The 23328-nt window shown below is 61.8% G+C and carries 17 protein-coding genes and 1 pseudogene; 4 read left to right on the forward strand and 14 right to left on the reverse strand.

Going from position 1 to position 23328, the window contains the following annotated elements; translation table 11 throughout:
- Window positions 1-20 precede the first annotated feature (20 nt).
- The gene (locus tag GN234_RS04260) at window positions 21-1469 is read right to left on the reverse strand and encodes an aldehyde dehydrogenase (protein ID WP_176687935.1); all 1449 of its coding nucleotides are present in this window, start codon (window positions 1467-1469) and stop codon (window positions 21-23) included.
- A 108-nt stretch (window positions 1470-1577) separates the two neighbouring features.
- Window positions 1578-2408: a p-hydroxycinnamoyl CoA hydratase/lyase gene (locus GN234_RS04265; RefSeq protein WP_109755341.1), complete on the reverse strand. Its 831-nt coding sequence runs from the start codon at window positions 2406-2408 to the stop codon at window positions 1578-1580.
- A 214-nt stretch (window positions 2409-2622) separates the two neighbouring features.
- Between GN234_RS04265 and GN234_RS04270 the strand changes: the two genes are divergently transcribed.
- Window positions 2623-3111 (forward strand): MarR family winged helix-turn-helix transcriptional regulator, encoded by a 489-nt coding sequence (locus tag GN234_RS04270; protein WP_109755340.1) that lies wholly within the window; start codon window positions 2623-2625, stop codon window positions 3109-3111.
- A 12-nt stretch (window positions 3112-3123) separates the two neighbouring features.
- On the opposite strand, the gene GN234_RS30280 is transcribed toward GN234_RS04270, so the two are convergent.
- The 7 genes and pseudogenes from GN234_RS30280 to GN234_RS04300 all read right to left on the reverse strand — a co-directional run bounded on the left by GN234_RS30280 (window position 3124) and on the right by GN234_RS04300 (window position 12741).
- On the reverse strand, window positions 3124-4038 hold the full coding sequence (locus tag GN234_RS30280; protein ID WP_411828802.1) for a methyl-accepting chemotaxis protein: 915 nt from the start codon (window positions 4036-4038) through the stop codon (window positions 3124-3126).
- Window positions 4027-5082 (reverse strand): annotated as a pseudogene (locus GN234_RS30285) (methyl-accepting chemotaxis protein); the annotation flags it as partial. The pseudogene GN234_RS30285 and the gene GN234_RS30280, both read right to left, overlap by 12 nt.
- A gap of 112 nt (window positions 5083-5194) precedes the next feature.
- Entirely contained in the window at window positions 5195-7630 is a 2436-nt protein-coding gene (locus GN234_RS04280) for an efflux RND transporter permease subunit (RefSeq protein WP_109755338.1), read from the reverse strand.
- A 43-nt stretch (window positions 7631-7673) separates the two neighbouring features.
- On the reverse strand, window positions 7674-8753 hold the full coding sequence (locus tag GN234_RS04285; RefSeq protein WP_176687937.1) for a WD40/YVTN/BNR-like repeat-containing protein: 1080 nt from the start codon (window positions 8751-8753) through the stop codon (window positions 7674-7676).
- A gap of 84 nt (window positions 8754-8837) precedes the next feature.
- A complete protein-coding gene (locus tag GN234_RS04290) occupies window positions 8838-10199 on the reverse strand; it encodes a DUF1329 domain-containing protein (protein WP_109755336.1) in 1362 nt (453 codons plus the stop codon).
- Window positions 10200-10217: 18 nt separating this feature from the next.
- Window positions 10218-11864, reverse strand: a complete 1647-nt coding sequence (locus GN234_RS04295) for a DUF1302 domain-containing protein (RefSeq protein WP_109755335.1) — start codon at window positions 11862-11864, stop codon at window positions 10218-10220.
- Between the two features lie 109 nt (window positions 11865-11973).
- Window positions 11974-12741: a coniferyl-alcohol dehydrogenase gene (locus GN234_RS04300; RefSeq protein WP_109755334.1), complete on the reverse strand. Its 768-nt coding sequence runs from the start codon at window positions 12739-12741 to the stop codon at window positions 11974-11976.
- A 274-nt stretch (window positions 12742-13015) separates the two neighbouring features.
- Between GN234_RS04300 and GN234_RS04305 the strand changes: the two genes are divergently transcribed.
- Window positions 13016-14845, forward strand: coding sequence for a sigma-54-dependent Fis family transcriptional regulator (locus GN234_RS04305; protein ID WP_109755333.1), 1830 nt, complete (start codon window positions 13016-13018; stop codon window positions 14843-14845).
- Between the two features lie 110 nt (window positions 14846-14955).
- Here GN234_RS04305 and GN234_RS04310 read toward each other — a convergent pair whose 3' ends face one another.
- The 4 genes from GN234_RS04310 to GN234_RS04325 all read right to left on the reverse strand — a co-directional run bounded on the left by GN234_RS04310 (window position 14956) and on the right by GN234_RS04325 (window position 19799).
- On the reverse strand, window positions 14956-15609 hold the full coding sequence (locus GN234_RS04310; protein ID WP_176687938.1) for a TetR/AcrR family transcriptional regulator: 654 nt from the start codon (window positions 15607-15609) through the stop codon (window positions 14956-14958).
- Between the two features lie 65 nt (window positions 15610-15674).
- Window positions 15675-16646, reverse strand: a complete 972-nt coding sequence (locus GN234_RS04315; RefSeq protein ID WP_176687939.1) for an alpha/beta hydrolase — start codon at window positions 16644-16646, stop codon at window positions 15675-15677.
- Between the two features lie 19 nt (window positions 16647-16665).
- Entirely contained in the window at window positions 16666-18108 is a 1443-nt protein-coding gene (locus GN234_RS04320) for a coniferyl aldehyde dehydrogenase (RefSeq protein WP_109755330.1), read from the reverse strand.
- Window positions 18109-18491: 383 nt separating this feature from the next.
- A complete protein-coding gene (locus tag GN234_RS04325) occupies window positions 18492-19799 on the reverse strand; it encodes an OprD family porin (protein ID WP_116832335.1) in 1308 nt (435 codons plus the stop codon).
- Between the two features lie 316 nt (window positions 19800-20115).
- Here GN234_RS04325 and mhpT point away from each other — a divergent pair, with 316 nt between their 5' ends.
- Window positions 20116-21327 (forward strand): 3-(3-hydroxy-phenyl)propionate transporter MhpT, encoded by a 1212-nt coding sequence (gene mhpT, locus GN234_RS04330; RefSeq protein WP_109755328.1) that lies wholly within the window; start codon window positions 20116-20118, stop codon window positions 21325-21327.
- 11 nt (window positions 21328-21338) lie between these two features.
- Here mhpT and GN234_RS04335 read toward each other — a convergent pair whose 3' ends face one another.
- On the reverse strand, window positions 21339-22241 hold the full coding sequence (locus tag GN234_RS04335) for a helix-turn-helix domain-containing protein (RefSeq protein WP_116832333.1): 903 nt from the start codon (window positions 22239-22241) through the stop codon (window positions 21339-21341).
- A 246-nt stretch (window positions 22242-22487) separates the two neighbouring features.
- Between GN234_RS04335 and GN234_RS04340 the strand changes: the two genes are divergently transcribed.
- Entirely contained in the window at window positions 22488-23261 is a 774-nt protein-coding gene (locus GN234_RS04340; RefSeq protein ID WP_109755327.1) for an L-iditol 2-dehydrogenase, read from the forward strand.
- The last annotated feature ends 67 nt before the right edge of the window (window positions 23262-23328 follow it).

Below are 23328 nucleotides of genomic sequence, written 5' to 3' on the forward strand. Positions count from 1 at the left end.
GCCCCCCAATGCGACGGATTTCAGATCGGGTAATGCCGGGGGCCGTTCTGCAAGGTCACCCAACGCAACTGGGTGAAATGCTCGATGGACGCCTTGCCGCCAAAGCTGCCGTAACCACTGGACTTGACCCCACCGAAGGGCATCTGCGCCTCGTCGTGCACGGTCGGCCCGTTGATGTGGCAAATGCCCGACTCGACCCGCTGGGCCAAGGCCAGCGCACGGCTCGTGTCGCGACTGAAGATGGCAGCCGACAGGCCGAACTCGGAATCGTTGGCCAGGCGCAGCAGCTCTTCATCGCCGTTACCGCGCAGCAACACTGCCACCGGCCCGAAGGACTCTTCGCGGTACAGGCGCATCTGCGCAGTGACGCCGTCGAGCAAGGTCGGTTGCAGGATGCTGCCTTCCAACTGCCCACCCGTAACCAGCCTTGCACCTTTGGCGAGGGCATCGTCGATCAGCCCCTTGATGCGCTGGCCGGCACTGGCATCGACCAACGAGCCCAGCACCGAATCACTGGCCGCCGGATCGCCAGCGCGCAGGGTGGCGATCTTGGCAGTCAGCCGGGCGACGAACTCATCCGCCACGCGGGCATCGACGATCAGTCGCTCGGTGGACATGCAGATCTGGCCCTGGTTGAAGTAAACCCCGAAGGCCGCCGCTTGCACGGCGGCGTCCAGATCGGCGTCGTCCAGCACCAACAGCGGCGCCTTGCCGCCCAGTTCCAGCAAGGCCGGCTTGAGATGGCGCGCCGACAGTTCGCCGACAATGCGCCCGACGTGGGTCGAGCCGGTGAAATTGACCCGGCGTACCGCCGGGTTGGCGATCAACCGTTCGACAATGGCCGGCGCGTCCGCGGGTGCGTTACAGATCACGTTGACCACACCGTCACCCAGACCTGCGTCTTGCAGTACCTGGCCGATCAGCCGGTGCACCGCCGGGCTTATCTCGGAAGCCTTGAGCACCACGGTGTTACCGCAGGCCAGGGGCATGGCGATGGCCCGGGTGGCGAGAATCACCGGGGCGTTCCAGGGGGCGATGCCCAGCACCACGCCGCAGGGCTGGCGCATGGCCATGGCGAAACTGCCAGGCACGTCGGAAGGAATGATTTCGCCATTGATCTGGGTGGTCATCGACGCGGCTTCGCGGAGCATGTTCGCCGCCAGGTGCACGTTGAAACCGTACCAGTTGGCCATGGCGCCGGTCTCGCCGGCCGCGGCGATAAACTCACCGCTACGAGCCTGCAACTGCTCGGCCGCCCGCAACAGACGCGTGCGGCGCTCGTTGGGCGCCAGGGCGGCCCAGGTGGGAAACGCGGCTTGGGCCGCGGCCACGGCGGCGTCGGCATCTTCCAGGGTGGCGGCGGCCACGCGCGAGACCACTTCACCGGTCACCGGGTTGCAGCGCTCGAAGGTCCGGCCGTCACGGGCGGGGCACGACTGACCGCCGATCAACAGGGGCACGTCCAGCATGGTGATTCCTCTTTATTGTCTTTATCGGGAATGCATCGCAGTGGTGTAACAGTAGCGTCAGGGCGACGCAGCGAACAGCGGGATGCGGCCCGCTATTCACTTGTCGACTCAGCGCTTATAGGTCTGCAAGCCAGGTTTGATGCTCTTGTCGTCGAGGAACTGCTTCATCCCCTGCTCGCGGCCACCCTCGGTGTCGAGCAGGCGCGACTGGTCGAGCTTGGCGTACAGGTAATCCTCGTTCTGCTCCCAGGTCAGTTCGCGGCAACGCTTGAAGCCATGCTTGGCGGCGCGCAGCACCACCGGGTTCTTTTCCAGCAGGTTGCGCGCCAGCTCCAGAGTGACTTCACGCAATTGCGCCAGGGGCACGCTTTCATTGACCAGGCCCATCTCGGCGGCTTTCTGCCCACCGAAGGTCTTGCCGGTCATGATGTAGTACAGCGACTGGCGGTGGCCCACGGTGTCGGCCATGGCCTTGCTGACCAGGTTGCCGGGCGGGATGCCCCAGTTGATTTCCGAGAGACCGAAGGTCGCCTCATCGGCGCAGATCGCCAGGTCGCACGCCACCAACGGGCTGAAACCGCCACCGAAGCACCAGCCATTGACCATGGCGATGGTCGGCTTGGCGTACATGCGCAGCAGCTTCCATTGCCACTGCGAGGCTTCGCGACGGATTTTCTCCTGGAGGATTTCCGGCCCGGCGTCCACTTCACGGAAATACTCCTTGAGGTCCATGCCGGCGGTCCAGGCATCACCGGCCCCGGTCAGCACCAATACGCCTGCGGCCGGATCCTGCTCCAGGGTCTCGAGCACATCGATCATCTCGCGGTTGAGGGTCGGGCTCATGGCGTTGCGTTTTTCCGGACGATTGAGGGTGACCCAGGCAATGCCCTCCTCGATATCGACCTTAACCGTTTTCCAGCGACCTTCGTAATTGCTCATGCTGCGTGCTCTCTTGTTCTGGGCTGTAGATGATCAAAAACTAAACCGGAAAATTAGTTATGTCAATTAACTATTAGCCAATTTATCTGTATTTCTTTCGCGGTCCTGGAGGAGCAGCAAATCAACAAATATGTGTTTCACCGTAGCCATGGCGCCCAAACCCCGGCAAACTGGATAGCCTTGTTAATTACTCACTTTGAGGATGCTTTCTGCGATGGCCAAGTCTTCCAAGCCTGCCGAACCCGCCGAACTCCTGGCTGCCGGCACCGAGGCGCAGGCGCCGCTGGACTCTGCGCTGGATGACCTGATCGGTTATGCCCTGCGCCGTGCCCAGTTGAAACTGTTCCAGAACCTGATCGGCCGGCTCGCCGCCCACGATCTGCGGCCGGCCCAATTTTCGGCGTTGGCGATCATCGACCAGAACCCCGGCTTGATGCAGGCCGACCTGGCCAAGGCCCTGGCGATCGAACCGCCGCAAGTAGTGCCGCTGTTGAACAAACTCGAAAGCCGGGCCCTGGCCGTGCGGGTACGCTGCAAGCCAGACAAGCGCTCCTATGGGATATTCCTCAGCAAGACCGGCGAAACCTTGCTCAAGGAACTCAAGCAGATTGCCGCACAGAGCGACCTGGACTCCACGGCAGCCCTTTCGGGTGGCGAGCGGGAGGAGTTGCTGCGGTTGCTGAAGAAGGTTTATCAGCAGTAAGAGCCAGCGCGCTCAGGTCCTAAACTGTGCAACAGCCTCACGTAATTCATGTTCCAGACTCTCCAGGTCACCACACGCCAGCACCACCTGCTGATTAACTCCCGCGCAATGCTCGGCCTCGTTTCGCACCTGCCTGACATTGCGGCCCACCTCCTCGGCCACAACACTTTGCTGCTGAGCGCTGGCGGCGTTTTGCTGGTTCATCTGCTCGATGGTCGACACTGCACCGGCGATGCCACCCAATGCGGTACTCACCTGATCGGCAAGCGACACGGTGTCTGCCATCAAACGCCCGCACCCTTGGATCTGCTCGACGCTGTGCCGGGAAAGATGCTGTAAACCGGCGATCAGCGTCTCGATCTTGTGGGTCGATTCCTGGGTCCGTCGCGCCAGCGCACGTACTTCATCGGCGACCACGGCAAAACCGCGCCCCTGCTCCCCCGCCCGGGCGGCTTCGATTGCGGCATTGAGCGCTAGCAGGTTGGTCTGTTCGGCGATCGAGGTAATCACATCAACGACGGTACCGATACTCTCGACCTGCTGTTGCAAGGAGTGGATGGCCTGCTCGGAACGCACCATCTCAGCCGCTAAACGATCGATCTGCTCACTCGCCCGTTGCACGATCTGCTCGCCACGGCGCGCCTGGTTATCCGCTTCGTCGGCCGCTTGTGAGGCTTGCTCGGCGTTCTGTGCCACCTGCTGGACAGTGATCGTCATTTGTTGCATGGCCGTGGCCGCGTGCTCGGTCTCGACCCGTTGGCGTTGGGCAGCGCCATGACTCTGGGTACTGAATGCACCCAGCGTCGCGGTCGTTTGCCCAAGGCCTGCAACACTCGATCCGATGCGCGTGACCAGTTGGCGCAAATTGGCTGTCATGTCCTCCACCGCCGCCATCAACTCTCCCAACTCGTCTCGTCGTGCAGTCATGTTATTGGCTGCACCACTCAGGTCGCCGTGGGCAATACGCTGGGCAGCCTGCAACGCTTCGCGCAGGGGCACGACGATCAGATGACGGATAACCAGGGAGGCCAACAACGCCAGGACGACGATCACCACGGCCCCCACTGCTTGCAGCCGCATGACTGAATGGCCGCGTTCGCCCATCTGTACCTGCCTGTCGGCGGCGGCCTGTTCGACCTGGCTCAATACGGTTTGCGCCTGGGCGTCCATCTGCACGGCGGTTTGTTTGCTTAGCCCACGGCTCTCGCGATAGCGCGCAAACGCCTTGCGATATTCGACCAAAGCCGCCTTTGCTGCCGCCAGGGACGCCTCGGAGCTCTCATCCACCCGGCCCTGGAGCAACTCCAGGGCGTTGCTCATTTCCTCTACCAATTCGTCCCAGCGTTGGAGAGCAGCCGGTGCGCCCTCGCCCACATAGACAAACTCGTTATTGCGGGCGACCAGCAATTTTCGCAGCAGTGCCGAGGCCTGTTCTGCCAGGCTCAGCGGATCACCCTCCAGCGCCTGGCCGCTGTTCAATACGTCGCGTACCTGGTCGTACATATCCAGTTCGACAGTCTCGAACTGCAGGCGGGCCTGCTCAGCCTGTTCCTGCATATGACGCAACGCCTCTGCCGCCAGGCGTTGGTGATCGACAAACTGTGCGAACTGGCCTTGGTAATCCTCGATGGATCGCTGCATCGCGGTCAGCAAGGGCACATCGGTGGCAGCTACCTGCGCCTTTACCGCCTGGAGCCGAGCGCCGAGTGTGCCTATCAGTTCCTTGACCTCGCGCATCGCCAGGGGCTCGGGATCCAGTGCGTAGGTTTTCTCGGCATTGCGCATCTGCAGCGTCAGGTGATTGATCTCCACCATGGTGCTGACCTGTAGGCTGTGTTCAAGCAGGCTGGCGGTGGCATACAGACCCTGGGCGATAGCGGCCACCGCGAGCAGGGAAACCAGGCCGAAACCGAGCAGCAGTTTCTGCCCCACCGAACAGTCGACGAGCAACCGGGCAGTTTTCTTCAGCATTGTTCTTATCCTTATGCCTGAAGGGAATTCAGCAGCATTGTTGGCGTATCCAGGCCGGGCAAGCCGCGTTGGCTTGCCCGGCCCGCCTCCATGGTTGCCAGCGTGCCGCCTGTCAGCCCTCTTCGACCGGCTGCAACGCGCTGGCAACCTCAGGCTTTTTTGCGAACAACCGTTTCGGCAACAGGAAGTACGCCAACGCCGGCAGCAGGATCAGCGCGCCAAGCATGTTCACCAGGAACATGAAGGCCAGCAGGATGCCCATGTCGGCCTGGAACTTGATCGGCGAGAAAGCCCAGGTCGCCACGGCGATGGCCAGGCTGATGCCGGTCAATAGCACCACCTTGCCGGTGAACAGCAGCGCGCGGTAGTAGGCCTCGGACAGCGTGGCGCCAGCACGCATGTGCGTCAGGATGACGCTCAGCACGTAGAGCGCATAGTCGACACCAATGCCCACCCCCAGGGCGATCACTGGCAAGGTCGCCACCTTGACCCCCATGCCGAGGCCGACCATCAAGGCCTCGCAGAGAATCGAGGTGAGCATCAAAGGCAGCACGGCAGCGAGCACCGCACGCCAGGAACGGAAGGTCACCCAGCAGAGCAGGATCACCGCACCGTAGACCCAGAACAGCATCTCGCGCATGGCTTTCTTCACCACGATATTGGTCGCCGCCTCGATCCCGGCGCTCCCCGCGGCAAGCATGAACTTCACCTCCGGCAGGTGCTGTTGGGCGATAAACGCTTCGCTGGCCTGCACCACCCGTTCCAGGGTTTCGGCCTTATGGTCGGCCAGGTAAACGTAGAGCGAGAGCAGTGAACAGCCCTGGTTGAACAGTTCTCGTGGCGCGCGCGTCTGTACCGCGCCGAGAGCGCCGTCGTTGGGGATCAACTCGTACCACTTGAAGTTGCCCTCGTTATAACCGGCGGCGGCGATCTTGCTCAGGGCGGCCATGGAGTTGGTCGATTCGACGCCCGGCAATTGCTCGAGCTGCCAGGCCAGGGCGTCCACCGCCGCCAGGGTTGTGTAACGGGTGCATTGGTCTTCCGGGGTTTTCACCATGACCACGAAGATGTCCGAACTGGCCGCATAGTTTTGCGTCATGAAGGCTGCATCGCGGTTGTAGCGCGAGTCTGGGCGTAGCTCCGGGGCGCCGGGATCGAGGTCGCCGATCTTCAAGTGCAGGCTGATGGCGAAACCACCGATCGCCAGGGCCAGACCGGCCAGGCAAGCCACATAGGCCCAGGAGCGCCGGGTGAACAGATCGAGAAAACTCCAGAGCGGATGTTTGACGTTCGCTTTCAGCTCGGCGGTTTCCGCCCGCAAACTGCGCTCGGCCGCCTTGGCGCCGACGCCGATATAACTGAGCAAAATAGGCAGCAGGATCAGGTTGGTGAAGATCAGCACCGCCACGCCGATACTGGCGGTGATCGCCAGGTCCTGGATCACCCGGATCTTGATCACCATCAGCACGGCGAAGCCCACCGCATCGCAGAGCAACGCGGTCATGCCGGCGGCGAACAGCCGGCGGAAGGTATAGCGCGCAGCGACCACCCGGTGCGTGCCTCGACCGATGTCCTGCATGATGCCGTTCATCTTCTGCGCGCCGTGACTCATGCCGATGGCGAACACCAAAAAAGGCACCAGCGCCGAGTAAGGGTCAAGGTCGTAACCGAGGCTGGCGAGCAGGCCTATCTGCCAGAGCACCGCCACCAGCGAGCAGAGCACCACCAGCGACGTGCTGCGCGCACAACGGGTATACCAGTAGAGCACCGCCACGGTCACCAGCACGGCAACCACGAAGAACAGCATGACCTGGACCAATCCGGCGATCAGGTCGCCGATGATCTTGGTGAATCCGGTGATGTGAATCTGGATTCGATCGCTCTGGTACTTGTCGCGCAAGGCCTCCAATTGCCGGGAGAACTCGCCAGCATCCAAGGCCTTGCCGGTCACCGGATTGAGTTCCAGCAGCGGCACGAATATCACGCTGGACTGGAAATTGCCGGCCACCAGTTGGCCGATCTCACCGGAACGGGCCACATTGGTGCGTACCTGCTCCAGGCTCGCCGCAGAACCGTCATAGGCGTCCGGGATCACCGTACCGCCATCGAGCCCCTCCTCCGTCACCGCGGTCCAGCGGGTCGTCGGCGTCCATAACGACTTCATATAAGGTTTGTCGACGCCGGGCAGCAAATAGATCTCGTCGTTGAGCTTGGCCAGGACCTCGAGGTAGTCCTTGTCGAAGATACTGCCGTCCTTGATCTCCACCGCGATGCGAATCGAATTGCCCAAGCCGCTCAATTCGCTACGCCGCTCGAGAAAGTTGGCGACGTAAGGGTGAGAGGCCGGGATGGTCTTCTCGAAACTGGCGTTGAGGCCGATCTTGCTGGCCTGGAAACCCAGCACCAGGGTCACCAGCAAGCAGAGCAGAATCACCCAGGGCCGGTGGTTGAAAATCGCCCGCTCACCCAGATTGCCGGAACGCGGATCGAAATCCTCCAGGCGGGCGATCACCACTTGCTGTTCGAGGGAGGGATTATGGTCGTTCACATCGGACTCCAAATTCGGCCGTGTAGGGCTCTGGCAGGTTGTTTCAGCGTTGGGCCGAGAAAAGGTCTTGGTTGAGACGGGTCGGGCCACTCATGCCGACGCAGATCAAACTGCCATCCGGGGCAGCCACTAAACCTGCAACCGAGGTGCCGGTCGGGCCGGCCAGGTGCCGAAAGCTGCTCCCTTGACTCGGACTGATCAGCAGATCGCCAGCCTGGCTGACCAGCACCAGCGCGCCGTCAGGCAGTTTGGTGGCCGCAGAAAACGCTACCTCCAAGCCGGTTTCGATGCGTCGCCAGCGGGCCCCCTGGTCGTTCGACCAATAAGCGTTGCCACGCAGCCCGAAGGCCACCAACGTTCCACCGGCGCCGCCCTGCAGGCCAAAAAAACTGCCGTCATAGGGCGAGTCCAGCGCCTGGAAGCTGCGACCGTTATCGCTGGAACGCAGCAGCAGACCGCGCTCACCCACGATGAACAGCGCGCCGCCGGCGGCGCGAATACCGTACAGATTGAGGCCCTCGGGGTTATCCACCTGTTGCATCCATGGCTGCCAGTTGTCGCCACCGTCCACGGTGCGCAGAATCAGGCCGTAGGCGCCGACGGCATAGCCGTTACGGCGGTCGCTGAAGTACAGGTCGAGAAATGGCTTGTCCGGGCCATCGGCAACCAGTCGCTCGGCGTCTTTGAGCTGCTTGGCGTCGTTGCCCTGTTGCGCCGACACCAACGCCAGCTGCGCGGCGGCGACACCATCGAGTTGTTTGACCCAGGTTTCACCACCATCCGAGCTGTGAAGAATCACGCCCATATGGCCGACTGCCCAGCCCTGCTCGGCATCGACAAACTGCACCGCCGTCAGGCTGACGCTCACAGGCACGCGGGCTTGGCGCCAGTGTTTGCCGGAGTCATCAGAGAGCAGGACGATGCCGCGTTCGCCGACCGCCACCAGCCGTTCGCCGGCACGGGTTACCGCCAGCAGCACCGCATGGTCGGCCTTGGCACTTTGCAGCGCTGCCTGGTCGAGTAGCGAAATCCGCGGGCTGGCCGCGGCCCAACCTGGCACCAGCAATGCCGCCAGCAGCAAGGTCGCCGGCAGCACCCTCGTGAGTGAAAAGTTAACGATCATGTCTGCTCCAACCACCCATAGAGTTATCCAAACGCTAATTGCACAACGCGCCGAACCTGGGGGTTCGGCGCCCTGGGCAATCCGTTAGCGCATGCTGTCGCTGGCCATGGCATCCGGGGTGAAAAACGCGGACGGCGGACGTGGATAGCTCTGGTACTGCACGCCCAGGTCGTTGGCCGATGAGTTCAGGAAGTAGGCGCCGGTCTCCAGGTTGTAGCTGCCCCACATCATTTGCGCGGTCAGCGCGGGCATTTCAGGCGCCAGCAGCGTCAGCGAATAGTTATGCCGACCCAACTTGCCTTGCGCGTCATACCCGTCGAGCAGCAGCACCTGCCAGGAGTCCTCGTCCACGTAATAGGTGCGCTTGGGCACCACGTGACGCTTGCCGTCCTTGAGCGTCGCGCTCACCACCCACACCCGGTGTTTCTCCCAGCGCACCAGATCCGGGTTGAGGAAGCCCGGCTTGACCAGCTCGTCACTGGGTGCCGCCGCGGCGCGGTTGTTGTTGTAAGGCACCAGCAGCTCTTTCTTGCCGATCAGTTTGAGGTCGTGGCGGTCGGTCGGGCCGAAAATCATGAAGGCTTCGTCGAAAAAGCCGACGCCCGAGGTGACGAAGTCCGGCGTGTCATAGGCAATGTTCGGCGCACGCCGTACCCGACGTTGGCCAACCAGGTACTGCCAGGCGGCACGCTTGCCCGGATCCATGTCCCAATGGGTCATCAGCCCCTCGCCCGCCTTGGACGACGGGAGTTCCGTGGCCAGCTTGCCGATCAGAAACTTGCCATCAAAGGTATCCAGGCTGCCCTCTTTGAAGTAATAGGGATGCTGGTACCAGAAACGCGCGCGGGTGGCCTGGATCTTCTTGCCGCCAGCGGTCATCAGCCAGGTATCAAAAGGCGCATAGAAGGTGTCGCCACCCTGCCAGGACAGGCGGTAGTTCCACAACACCTCGGCACCGTTCTGCGGCAATGGGAAGGGAATCCCGCCATAAGCACCGCTGACTTTCTCGGTTTCCACCTCGAGGTTTGCACGGGTGGCGTTCTTCAGGGTGTTGTCATACACCCACTGCGGGGCAGCGGCACTGCGCCGGGTCGGATAGACGTCCAGGCGGTAGCCCGGATATTTCTGCAACAGGGCCTTGGTCCCCTCGGCCAACTGATCGGCGTACTGGGCCATGTTGGACGCGCTCACCGAATACAGCGGCTTGTCGGCAGCGAATGGGTCGGCACGCTTGTCGCCGTTCTTGTAGCCTGCCGGCGCTTTGGTGTAGCCCCCGGTCCATTCGGGGATGCTGCCGTCTTTGTTACCGGCGCGCTCGGCGCCCATGGGTGTAAGGTCGGTATTAAGCCGTGCGGCCTGCTCAGGGGAAACCGCCGCCTGCACCAGGCCGGCGCTTAACAAGGCAATGGCCAGGGCCGAAATACGCAAGGAAAATTTGCTTTGCATAGCGGATGAAACCTCTTATTAGAATGTGGTTTTCACGTACATGGAGACGAAGTCACGGTCGGCCAGCGATTGCCCATAGCTGAAGTTGCCGTCTTCGCGCAGTCCCGCCTCCTTCTTGCCGAAGAAGTTCACGTAGTTCACGCCGAAGTCCCAGCGCTGCAAATAAGTGGCCTTGAGTCCGACGCTCCAGTCGCCGGCATGGGTGTTGCCGAAACCGGCCTTGCTGACCGCCGAGGAACGCCCATCGAGTACCACTCCAAAGCCCACCGGTACGGTCAGGTCGAGGCCGTCGGCCACCTGGAAGTAGGCCGGCTCGGCCAGCACCCGCAGTGCGGTGGCGTCACGGGTGGTATTGGAGTCCAATGCCGCACGGTTCTCGGTAACGCTGAGGGTGCGGTTCCAGGCCAGTTCGGCGAGTACCGAACCGCCGTCCCATAGTGCGTTGGGCGACAGCAGGTAAATGGTCGAGAGGTTGACGTGCGCGGTCTTGCCCTTGGCGTAGAGCGCGTTGTCGCTGTTGTCGGCCGCCATGCCAGGTGTCACCACCTGCAGGTTGCTCACCAGGGGCGCATCCCAACGCACCGAGCTTTCGCCGGCGAAGTTGAACGGGCCGTGAGCGGTGGAGAAGCTGACGCCGACGGTCTTGATGTCTTCGGCGTAGACCTGGCGGTAGGAGCCGAGGATCGGCAGCCCGGTAGCGGCCGCCGCTGCACCATCCAGGTAGGCATAGAGTGCGCTCGGGGCCTTGTCGTGATACTTCGCGGCGTAGAAGCCCAGCTCAAGCTCCGTGCCTTCGGGCTTGTAGCGCAGTTGCATGCCGCCCTGCCCGCTATTTTTGGCTTCGATGTCAGAGGCATGAACGGTGGTGTTGCCAAACACCTCAGTCCAGTCGCCCGAACCTTTGCCGATGCCATCGTTATCGCTCAGGTAGCTGCCCGCACCCGGCAGGTTGGAACGCTCCCATTCGAACTGATAGTACGCACCCACCGACAACTGAGGGTTGATCTGCAACTGCCCGGACACTTGATTGACCGGCCGCAGGATTTCCTTGAACTGGGTACCTGGTACGCTGAGCAGCTTGACGATGTCGCTAGGCCCTTGGGCGGCGGCGATGCCGTTGCCACCGTAGAACAGGCTTTCGCCATAGATCAGGCTGTGTCGGCCGAGGCGCACGGTGCCCTGGCTTGCGTCACCGACATCGCCGCGCACGAACACGAAGGCGTCCAGCAACTCGGCGTCACGCCCGTGCAGTTCGCGGGTATCGTCGAGGAAGTGGCGCTGGTCGCTGCTGTCGGTGTCCTTGTTATAGACATCGTCGTACCAGGCCGCCCCGCTGAGCCGCAGGCCATAGTTTTCCCGACTCAGGTCCATTTCACTGAACAGGTCCAGGCGGTTGGAGACCAGGCCGCTGCTGAAGTTCTTGTCGCCCTGGCTTTGTATCGAGGGATACAAGCCTCCCGCCGTCGGCGCGTTGACCAGATTGTCGTCGGCGCCGTTGAGTCGCCAGGCCTGGCTGTATTTGATGGTGTTGTCCCAACGCAAACGCCATTCACTGTCGCCCAAGTCTATTTGTGCGGCTTGAGACTGGCCGGCCCAGCTCGCCAGACACACCGAGAGCGCCATGGCGGAACGCTTGAAGCCTGGATAGCAACGAGAGTTGTGCATGTTGTTCCTCATTATTCTTGTTGTTGGAAGCAGGTTTTATGAGCCGATCATTCGCTCGAAAACGACCGACAATGAATTGCGCGAAAAGGCGTGGCCCAAGGTTCCTCATTCAGACGTAAGTGGACGCCAGCCCCCCATCGACGGGCAGGTTGATGCCATTGACCCAGCGAGATTCGTCAGCGCACAGGAAGGCAATGGCGGCCGCCACCTCATCGGCGTAGGCCGGGCGTTTCATGCGGTGGGCGTCAGCGTCGATGCGCTCTTTACCGAGCATGGCGACGAAATCACCCAGGATTGGGGTGAACACCGGGCCCGGAGCCACGCAGTTCATGCGAACCGAGGTCTGCAAGAACCATGGCTGGGCCTGCAAAGCGTTCCAGACGATCAAGGCTTCTTTGAAGTACTGGTAGCAGCTCTCCGGAGGCACCGGGTGTTCGGCCAACCAGGCCTGGCCATCCGCAAAACTGTCGGTACGGGCCAAGGCCTTGTGCAAATCCACCCGCAGTGGCCACTCCGCGCCCAGGATCGAAGCGACGTTGACGATGCTGCCACCGGCCCGGATACGCGGCAGCAGCGCTGCGCAGAGATGGCGCAGCCCCAGATAATTGATCTGGGCAACCCGTTGTGGATCGGCGGTGCCCGGCACCCCGGCGATATTGCACAGGCCGTCGAGGGTGTCCGGTAACTGCCGCACCGCCGCGTCGATGGCATCCGGGTGGCTGAGGTCAGCCTGGATGAAATGATCCAGGCTCAGGTGGGGCTCATTGCGATCCATGCCGATGACGATGGCGCCGTGGGCACGCAGGATTCGGGCGGTTTCGGCGCCAATGCCCGAGGACACCCCGGTCACGACTATCCTTTTACTGGTCAGCTTCATACGGGTTCCCCGATTCGTGCTTGTGCTGCCCGCGTTAGGGCGACAGCCAAGCCATATTGTTATTCGCCGAATTAGTTAATGTCGGTAACTAGTTGTAGCAAGCGATATGCCATCTCTGGACAATGACGAGGAAACCGCTCAAGCACGCGGCATTCAGCCTGAATAGGGAAAAACAGCGACAGGAAGGCGAGATGGAGCGCGTTAGAAAAGTGATGATTTCAGCAATTTCATGCTGCACTATGCGGATTATGATTACTCAAATTAAGGGTTTCTGATGGCAGACAAGCTGATTTCCCTGGCCGAACTCTCTCGTGATGCACAAAAGAAACCCGGACGTGGCGCCAGCGAGCAATTGCCACCCGGCGCCGCCCCTACCCTGCAGGACCTGACCGAATGCCTGCTGTTCAGCCCGGGCGATGGGCGCATCTGGTTGAACGGCGCGCGCATGCTGCTGATGCACAACAGCGGCATCGGCGCACTGCGCCGGGAGCTGATTGAAAGCATGGGCCTGGCCCGCGCCCGAGGGATCATGCTGCGCACCGGCTACCATTGCGGTGCCCGGGACGCCGCGTTGATCAAGGAACGCTTTCCCGAGGCCGATATCCTGGCGCTGTTTGCCGCCGGCCCGATCATCCATGCGATTGAAGGGGCGGTGAAGGTCGAGCCGGTGCACTTCGAATTCGACATGAACCTGGGAACCTATTACGGAGAGTTCCTCTGGCACCACTCCAGCGAAGATGATGAGCACATCGCCCAGTACGGCATCGGCACCGAGCCGGCCTGCTGGATGCAAACAGGCTATGCCACCGGATACACCTCGGCGATGGTCGGCCGGTTGATCGTCTACCGCGAGGTCGAATGCCGCTCCACCGGCTCGAGCATTTGCCGGCTGATCGGAAAACCCGCCGAGGAATGGGACGACGCCGAAGCGGACCTGGCCGACCTCAACGCCGAACCCTTCGTCAGCACCGGTGGACGCAGCGCCACGGCACCCAACCGCAGCGATAAAGGCGCCCTGCCCACTGGCCTGCAAGCGGGTCCGACACCGGCGCAAGACACCGACATGGTCGGTATTTCTTCAGCCTTCAACGCCGCTTGCCACATGTTAAGGCGGGTCGCGCCAACCCAGGCCACGGTGCTGTTCACCGGTGAGTCCGGGGTCGGCAAGGAAATGTTCGCCAGGATGCTGCACCGCATCAGCCCGCGTCACGATGAGCCCTTCGTCGCCATCAACTGCGCGGCCATTCCGGAAAACCTGATGGAGTCGGAGCTGTTCGGCGTCGAGCGCGGCGCCTACACCGGTGCCACTCAATCGCGCGCCGGGCGCTTCGAGCGCGCCGATGGCGGCACGCTGTTCCTGGACGAAATCGCCACCCTCAGCCTGGTGGCCCAGGGCAAGCTGCTGCGCGCACTTCAGGAAGGCGAGGTCGAGCGGGTTGGCGGCAGTCGCACCTTGAAGGTCGATGTGCGGGTGGTCGCCGCGACCAACGTCGACCTGCGCGCTGCGGCGCAGCGGGGCGAGTTCCGTGAAGACCTGTTCTTTCGCTTGAACGTGTTCCCGATCCACCTGCCGCCGTTGCGCGAACGCAAGGAAGACATCCCGCTGCTGATGACGCATTTCCTGCATCGCTTCACCCAGCGCCACGGCCGCCAGATCAGCGGCTTCACCCCGCGCACGGCCGACACCCTGCTGGCCTATGACTTCCCGGGCAATATTCGCGAGTTGCAGAACCTGGTGGAGCGCGGCGTGATCAGTGCTCCGGACGGCGGCGCAATCGACCTGGCGCACCTGTTTACCAGCGGCGAACGCCTGGCCTTACCCATGTTCTCCATCGGCAAACGCGGCCAACTGGCCGCGGCACCGAACGACCAGGCACCCTCCCAGCGCACGACTGTCGCACCTGCCGATACAGGCAATGAAGCGATCCAGGCGTTGTTCGGCGGCAAGGACCTGAGCCGGCTGTCGCTGCAAGAGATCGAGGACACGATGATCGACCACTGCCTGAGCGAGGTGAAAGGCAATGTCTCCGAAGCGGCCCGCCGTCTCGGCCTGACTCGCGCGCAGTTGTCCTATCGCCTGTCGCGGCGGCCGATCAGCGAGTAAAAGGTTGTGCGGGAGCGCTCAAGCCACTTATGGGAATGAAATCATCGTGGCGAGGGGGATTTATCCCCGCTGGGCTGCGAAGCAGCCCCCAAACCAGGCAACCCGGTGAGTCAGGGAGATTGAGTTCGCTGCTTTAGGGCTGCTGCGCAGCCCGGCGGGGATAAATCCCCTCGCCACAGGGCGCATGCTGGATAAAACATCGACTGAACATGCCGAGGGCCACTTCGACCCGCTGTTCGATCTGCTCGTCGGACCAGCTCTGTTGCACCCCAAGGGTGAAGAGCTTGAGCGGTTGGGAAATCAACAACGCGTCGATCAGTTCGATGGCCTCCTCGACATCCTCGTTTGCCAACAGCCCCCTTGCCCGCCGCCTTGCCCAGCCAGCCACGCAACAGGCCCAGGCAGCGTTCGGCACCTTCCTGATACCAGATCCGGGCAATGCCCGGCGCAGTCTCGCGCCCCTGCGCGGCCATGAGATAGAGACCCAGGGCCAATGGCGAAAGGGTCAGGCGCGCCCATAGGGTCAGGTACATGCGCAACTCGCTGAGCAGATCCTCGGCGCAGTCGATACCGCTTTCCAGAAGCAGTTCGAGGGTGGATAAGTCGCGGGCCACCAACTGTGAGAGCAACGCTTCCTTACTGGCCACCAGTAGATACACGGTCTTCTTCGAGATGCCGGCGGCGCGGGCGATGGCATCCATGGTGACATTGGCGAAGTTGCCGCTGCCAAGCGCCTGCGCCGCCGCGTCCAGCAGCAAACTCATCTGCTCCTCACGGCTGCGCAACGGAGGACGACCGCGCTTGGCGGGCTGCGCAGTGGTTTCAGGCATTACGAGCCCGGTTGATTGGCATGGTGCACGTGTCCTGACAGTGATGGTTTGGCCAAGGTGCCCAGCCTAGCGCAATGGGCTGAAAACGCCTCGCGCAAAGAGTCCTCGATGAGTTGCCAGGCCTCCTGAGCCGAGTCATCCGGCCCCAGGTGGGTGAACATATGATCGCAGCCGGCGAACATCCGCTCATGCACCGCCACGCCGGCCTGACGCAGTTTCTCTGCGTAGGCCTCGCCTTCAACGCGCAGAATGTCGTACTCGGCGGTGATCAGCGTGGTGGCGGGCATGCCCTGCAACGCCTCGAGCGGCACCCGCAAGGGCGAGGCCAGAGGGTCGTGCGCGTGGGCCGGATCACTCAGGTAGCAACTATTGAAGAAGCGCATCAGGCCCGTGCCAAGCAGCGGTTTGTCGAGGGGCGAGTGCTTCTGTTCGGGATCCAGGGCCAAGTCCAGCGCCGCATAATCGATGATCTGATGCACCACCCGCAGCCGCTGGTGTCCCCGCGCCAGATTGGCCACGCCGGTGGCCAGGTTGCCACCGGCGCTGTGCCCGCCGACGGCGATACACTGTGGGTCGATCCCCAAGGCCGTGGCCTGTCCGGCCAGCCACTCCAGCACCTCGAAGCTCTGTCGCACACCTGCGGGAAAGGGATGCTCTGGGGCCAGGACATAGTCCAGATTGACCACCAGGCAACCGAGATTGTGTGCAAGCCGCCGGCAATAGCTGTCGTCATGCTCCGGCACCCCGGCCACGAAACCACCGCCATGCAGGTTCAGATAGACCGGCAAGGGCTCCACGGACGGCGTATCGGGCCAATAGAACAGCGCCCGCGCCGGTCCCCACGCCGTCGGGATGATTTTCTCTTCGACCGCGCGTAACGGATACGCCGCTGCGTCGTAGATGAACTTGGCTTTCATGCGCTTGGCAAAGGCCCGCAGCAGTTTGGCCTTGAAGGTTTGCATCGCGTTCATGGTCAGACTCCTTGGCGACTCAATGGGCCGTCAGCAATTGATCCAGCAGGCCGTGGATCATTGCGCCGTAGGGCGCGCGCATGGCCAGGTTGGACTCACCGATCGGGCTCTGCACCACGACCGCCTTGGCATGGCTGAAGGTACGGAAACCATAGACGCCATGATAGGCCCCCATGCCGGAATGACCGACACCGCCGAACGGCAGCGCCTCGAACAGGACATGGCTAAAGACGTCATTGATCACCACGCCACCCGAGGTCGTGCGCTCCAGCACCTGCCTACGCTCATCGGCATCCTCGCCAAAGTAATAGGCCGCCAACGGTCGCGGCTGGTTGTTGACGTAATCAATCGCCGTGGCGAAATATCGGTAGGTTTTGATCGGTAACAGCGGCCCGAAAATCTCCTCGCGCAGTACCTGCATCTGCTCACGGGTGTCGAGCACCAGGGTTGGGGCAATCTTGCGGATCTCGCGATCGCTCAGATCCTCCTGCGCCGGGTTGATCTCGATCAGCCGCGCACCTCTGGTTTTGGCATCGACGAGATAGCCTTGCAGACGGTCGAAATTACGCGGGTTGATGATCGAGGTGTAATCAGGGTTGCTGCGCAAGGTGGGGTACATGGCACTGACGAAGCGCACGGCCTCGGCAACGAAGTCCTCCAGTAACTCTTCCGGCAGCAGCACATAGTCCGGGGCCAGGCAGATCTGCCCGGCGTTGAACGTCTTCACCGTCATGACCCGCTGCACCACGGTCGCGAGGTCGGCGCTACGGGAAACCAGTACCGGCGATTTGCCGCCCAGCTCCAGGGTCACCGGCACCAGGTTGTCCGAGGCAGCGCGCATGATGTGCCGGGCCACTGCGGTGCCCCCGGTAAAGATCAGATGGTCGAAGGGTTGCGCACTGAACAGCGCGCCGGCCTCAGCGTCACCGAGCACCGTGGTGAGTTCGTTCTCGTCGAAATAGCGGGCGATCAGTTCGGCGATCAACGCCGAGGTGCGCGGGGTCAGCTCCGAGGGTTTGAGCATGGCCCGGTTACCGGCGGCCAGGATGCTTGCCAGCGGCCCGAAGGCCAGCACGATGGGGAAATTCCACGGGCTGATCACACCGACCACGCCCAGCGGCTGGTAATCGACCCGCGCCTGGCAACCGGGAAACGGTGCCGGATGGGACTCTGATCGCATCCACTCGACCAAGTGCTCACGGCAATGCTTGAGGCTCGCCACAGAACCGGCAATATCCGACAGCAGGGTTTGCTCGCGACTGCGATTGCCGAAGTCTGCCGACACCGCAGCGACAATGGCTTCGCGATTATCCAGAAGCAAGGCAATGGCCCGGTCGAGGCGGTCGCGGCGTAATTCCGGGCTCGCCGGCCCTTCGTCCAGATGGGCCTGCTTCATTTTCGCCAGCGTCGCAGCGAGTTGTTCGGCGCAGACCGGCGCAGCATGATGACCGATGATGCTCATGGCGTGAATTCCTGCTGGTTGGATTGTTATTATTCAGCACTAATATTCGGCGAGCAGGCGCCTTTGCCGACTCGTTGCAGAGAAGTATGCCAAAAAACATGACAAAGGAAACCGTTAAGTTTCTTAATTTTTCAAGGCCGCGAAAGATAGAGAAACAGGTGGATATTGGAGAATAGCAAACATAAATCGGATGAAACGCACCATAACGCTGGGCGCTTGAGCGGCGTTCAGCAATGAGCAAATAATTGGCAACTAATTAATTTTAATAACTAATTACCGCAGCAACCTCCCCCCGTTTGGTTCAAGCGCAGCGGTTCTGTGGAGAGTGGATTTATCTCCTCACCACAGATGAATCCCCTCGCCATGAGCCTCGCATCAGTCCATCACCAGATCGGCACACTGTAGGTCAGCAGAAACCGCGTCTGGTTCTCATCGCGAAACGCGGCCGCCCCGGGAAAGTCATTGCGGTAAATCGATTTACGCGCAAGCAGTCCGAGGTTTTTCAATGCGCCGCTCTGGATCACATACCCCAGTTCCATCTGGAACTCGCGCTCCTTGCGGTCTTCGGCATTGAGCGCCGCCAGTTCGATGTGGTCGCCGCGCACGTAGCGCAAACGGGTCCTCAGGCCCGGTACGCCGACTGCGGCAAAGTCATAATCATGGATCACCTGCCAGGTGCGCTCCTTGGCGTTGAGAAAATCCGAGCTCATGGTCATTTCACTCAGGCCCATCAACTCGGTGCCAGACACATATGGCGTGGCCGTATCGCCGCTGGCGTGCATGTAGCCCAGGCTTACCCGGTGACCGCCCAAGCGATAACCCACCAGCGCCGAAACATTGCGGTTATCCACCTTGCCGGCCTTGGCCGCGCCGTCTTCGTCGCTGAAAAAACTGCGCAGATCGGTAGTCAACACGCCGTCGCCCAACGGCAGGTTATGCAGCAGCGCCAGCGTATTCTGTCGGTACAAGTCCGCCACTTCGGCGTGGTAGGCCCGCAGGCTGAGGTCTTTGTTGACCTGATAATCGCCGCCCACGTAAGCCATATGAGACGCGGTCGCCGCGCCATTGAAGCGACGGTTGGGCGAGGCGATGCTCATCGGCTGGTAGTCGGTGGAGTCGCGCCGGTTGATGCGGTCGATGTAACCAGTATTCAACGTTAGCCCTTCAATGCCCTTGGCACTGAGGGTCGTGCCGCGAAAGGTCTGCGGCAACAGCCGCGACGGGCTGGCGAAGGCAAACGGCAGGAAAATCGATACGTCCCCGGTCTTCACCATGGTCTGGCCGATTCGCAGCTTGCCGGTCAACGCCAGACGCGAATACTCATCGGCGGCACGCTTGTCACTGCTGGAGACCGGCAACAACTCCGTACCACTGCGGTCCGGCGACGAGTCCAGCTTGATCCCCACCAGGCCCCGGGCATCCAGGCCGAAACCGACGGGACCTGGGGTAAACCCCGATTCCATATTCATGAACACACCTTGGGCCCATTCCCGAGCCGCGGTCTTGGCGCCGTCATCCTTGTAGTCGCGGTCCAGGTAGTAATTGCGCAGGGTCAAGGTTCCGTGGCTGTCGTCGATCAATCCCTCGGCGAGCACTGCGCTGGAAGCGAGGCTCAGCCCGAGGCAGGCCAGCAGACGGACGACAGGTGAAAGAGAAGGCGCCGCAACGGCGTCCCGGACAAAGTCAGGCATGTTCAACGTCCACTTATTGTTGTTGTTTTGGTCGGCCCGAGCTTTCGTAATAGCGGGCTATGCGGACTAAGAATGGAAATGGCGCGGGTGCTTCGTCAATCCAGACTGACCGATAATCGAACATTAATATAGTTAACCAATTTTTCAGTTCGTCCAAAATAACTCGTCAACCTATTGAATTTTATCGAAATATCACCTTAATCCACCGCCAGCTCGCGGCGATTCATTTTTTAGTTAGCTTTGTTAATCTTAATTCATCTGCCGGTTTCCCCCGTTACCGGTGCTCCACAGACAAAAACAATAAGAGGGATTTGCCATGAACAGTCCGGCGCGTCGTGCGACGCTGACCATCGCCTTGTGTTTTATCGTTGCGTTGATCGAGGGGTTCGATCTGCAATCGGCCGGCACTGCCGCCGCCGGTTTGCGACAGACGTTTGCCCTGGACCCGAAAATGATGGGCTGGGTATTCAGCGCCGGGATCATCGGCCTGCTGCCCGGGGCGTTCTTCGGTGGCTGGATTGCCGATCGCATCGGCCGCAAGAAGATCCTCATCGCTGCGGTCCTGCTGTTCGGCGTGTTTTCCCTCAGCACCGCGTATGTCGAACAGTTCTCCAGCCTGCTGCTGGTGCGCTTCATGACCGGCCTGGGCCTGGGCGCCGCCCTGCCCAACCTCATCGCATTGTGTGCCGAAGCCGTGGGCGAGCAACGGCGCGGCACGGCGATCAGTGTGATGTACGCGGGTGTGCCGTTGGGTGGCGCGCTGGCGGCGGTGGTTGCCATGCTGTTTGGCGAACACTGGCAAATGACCTTTTTCATCGGCGGGCTGGCGCCGCTGCTGGTGGTGCCGTTGATGTTGCTGTGGCTGCCCGAGTCCAGCGCCTTTCGCCAGGTGCAGGGCGCCAGCGCGCCACTACGCGGCTCCACCGGCCAGGCGCTGTTTGGTGAAGGTCGGGGTCACACGACCCTGGCGCTCTGGCTGAGTTATTTCTTCACCCTGACGGTGATGTACATGCTGCTCAACTGGTTACCATCGTTGTTGCTCGAACAAGGGTTCAGCAAGCCTCAAGCCGGCCTGGTGCAAATGCTGTTCAATATCGGCGGAACCCTTGGCTCATTGCTCGGGGGGCTGTTGCTGGACCGCTGCAACGGCATCAAGGTGGTGTTGTTCGTCTATGCCGGGCTACTGAGCGCATTGGCCGGCGTCGGGTTGTCAGTCGGTATCGTGCCGATGGCGATCGCCGGCTTTGCCGCCGGGTTGTTCGTCATGGCGGCGCAATTGGTACTCTACGCCTTGGCACCGCCCGCCTACCCTACGGCCGTACGTGCGACGGGAGTCGGCGCCGCGGTGGCTATCGGGCGCCTGGGGTCGGTCGCCGGACCTTTGGCTGCGGGGCAGATTCTGGCCGCCGGAGCGGGGACGACTGGGGTGCTGCTCGCGACATCGCCGGGGCTGCTGATTGCGACTGTGGCAGCGATCAGCGTGATGGCGCGTGCGGTGCCGGTGGGTGAGGCGCAGGCTGCCCGCTGAGCATTACGGTTTCAATTGAACGACAAAGCCCCGCGCCGATACTCACTCGGCGTCTGGTTCATCTCGATGCGGAAATGTCGGTTGAAGTTGGACAGGTTGTTGTAGCCCACTTCAAAGCAGATATCAGTGACCGGCATTTCACTCTGCAACAGCAAGCGGCAGGCGCGCTGGACCCGCAGCTTGCGCATCAAGTCGATGAAGCCGTGTCCGGTGATGCGTTTGAAGAACCGCGAGAAGCCTGGTTCGCTCATGTCCAGTTGACGGGCGATCACCGACAGGCGCAGGTCGCCGGTGAGTTCGGCTTGCAGGTATTCGAAGGCTTTGTGAATGCGCTCGGAACTGCGCGCATCCAGCGTCGGTGCGTAGCAAGGGCTCGCCAGGCTCAAGGCTTCGTCGACAGGGGCTTGGTTGAGGGTGTGGAGCAGCTCCAGGAACAGCGTCAACCGCGCCAGCCCCTGGGCCGGGCCGATGGCTTGCAGCAGGTGCGCGGCTTGCAACGCCGTATCGCCGCCAAAGGCCAGGCCTCGGCGGGCGCGCTCGAACAGCCCCTGCAGATCCCCCAGTTCGGGCAGCGTTCGGCGCAAGGTCAGCAGCGTCGCGCCATCGAACTGCAACACCACGTCGCGCCCGGGCAGGTGCTCGCCCGGCGCCAGGTCCCCCATCCAGTCGTGGGGCAAATGCGGGCCAATCATCGCTACATGGCCTGGACCAAAGGGGCCAATGTAGTCGCCCGCCAACAGTCTGCCGCTTCCCTGGCGGATCAGGTGGATTTCAAATTCAGGGTGATGGTTCCAGCGCGCCATCGGGTACGGGTAGTCATGCTCGTACCAGCGAAAACTGTGTTCGGGCTCGGGCAGAATGACTTCCAGTTCGGCGGGTCGCTGCTCGAACAGGGGCGTTCGGTGATCAGGCATGTCGCGCCTCTTTTAGCGTTATAGCAGGCACCTTACGCCGAGTGCGCAGCCGTTCGCCAGTCTTGGCCTGACCGCCCGCCGATACTTTTTTAACCTGCGCCTGGCGCACTGACGAGCGTTAAAAAAGTATCAACTCGTGATCCTCCCTGCGTTTGTCGGCCTCCACGGGCGTTGGTGTAATAGGCTTGCCATTGCAGACAGGCAGCACCGCCCGACGCCACGGCCCCACAACAATAGGACAATCCCATGAAACGACTGGAAGGAAAAAGTGCCCTGGTAACCGGTGCCGCCCGTGGCATCGGCAGGACGTTCGCCCAGGCTTATATCAACGAAGGCGCCACGGTGGCGATTGCCGATATCGACCTCGAGCGGGCCCAGGCTACCGCAGTCGAGCTGGGCAACAGCGCCTATGCGGTCAAAATGGACGTGACGGACCAGGCCTCGATCGACCAGGCCATCGAGGCGGTGGTGGCCCGGGCAGGCAAGCTGGATATCCTGATCAACAACGCCGCGCTGTTCGACCTGGCGCCCATCGTGGAGATCACGCGCCAGAGCTACGAGCGGCTGTTTTCCATCAACGTCGCCGGCACGCTGTTCACCCTGCAGGCGGCGGCGCGACAGATGATCCGCCAGGGCCATGGCGGGCGGATCATCAACATGGCCAGCCAGGCCGGCCGGCGTGGCGAGGCCCTGGTGGCGGTCTATTGCGCCACCAAGGCGGCGGTGATCAGCCTGACCCAGTCCGCCGGGTTGGACTTGATCAAGCATCGGATCAACGTCAACGCCATCGCCCCCGGCGTGGTGGATGGCGAACATTGGGATGGCGTGGATGCGCTGTTCGCTCGCCACGAAAACCTGCCGCTGGGGGAAAAGAAGCGTCAGGTCGGGCAGCAAGTGCCGTATGGCCGGATGGGGACTGCGCAGGACCTCACCGGAATGGCGATTTTCCTGGCCTCGGCGGAGAGCGAATACGTAGTGGCGCAGACCTACAACGTCGATGGCGGTAACTGGATGAGCTGATAATCCGCGTTTTTATGGCCTTGAAAGGACGGAAATGGACTTATTCGCCGGAAAATTGATCCCACTA

The organism is Pseudomonas bijieensis (genome assembly GCF_013347965.1).
GTDB classification, from domain to species: domain Bacteria; phylum Pseudomonadota; class Gammaproteobacteria; order Pseudomonadales; family Pseudomonadaceae; genus Aquipseudomonas; species Aquipseudomonas bijieensis.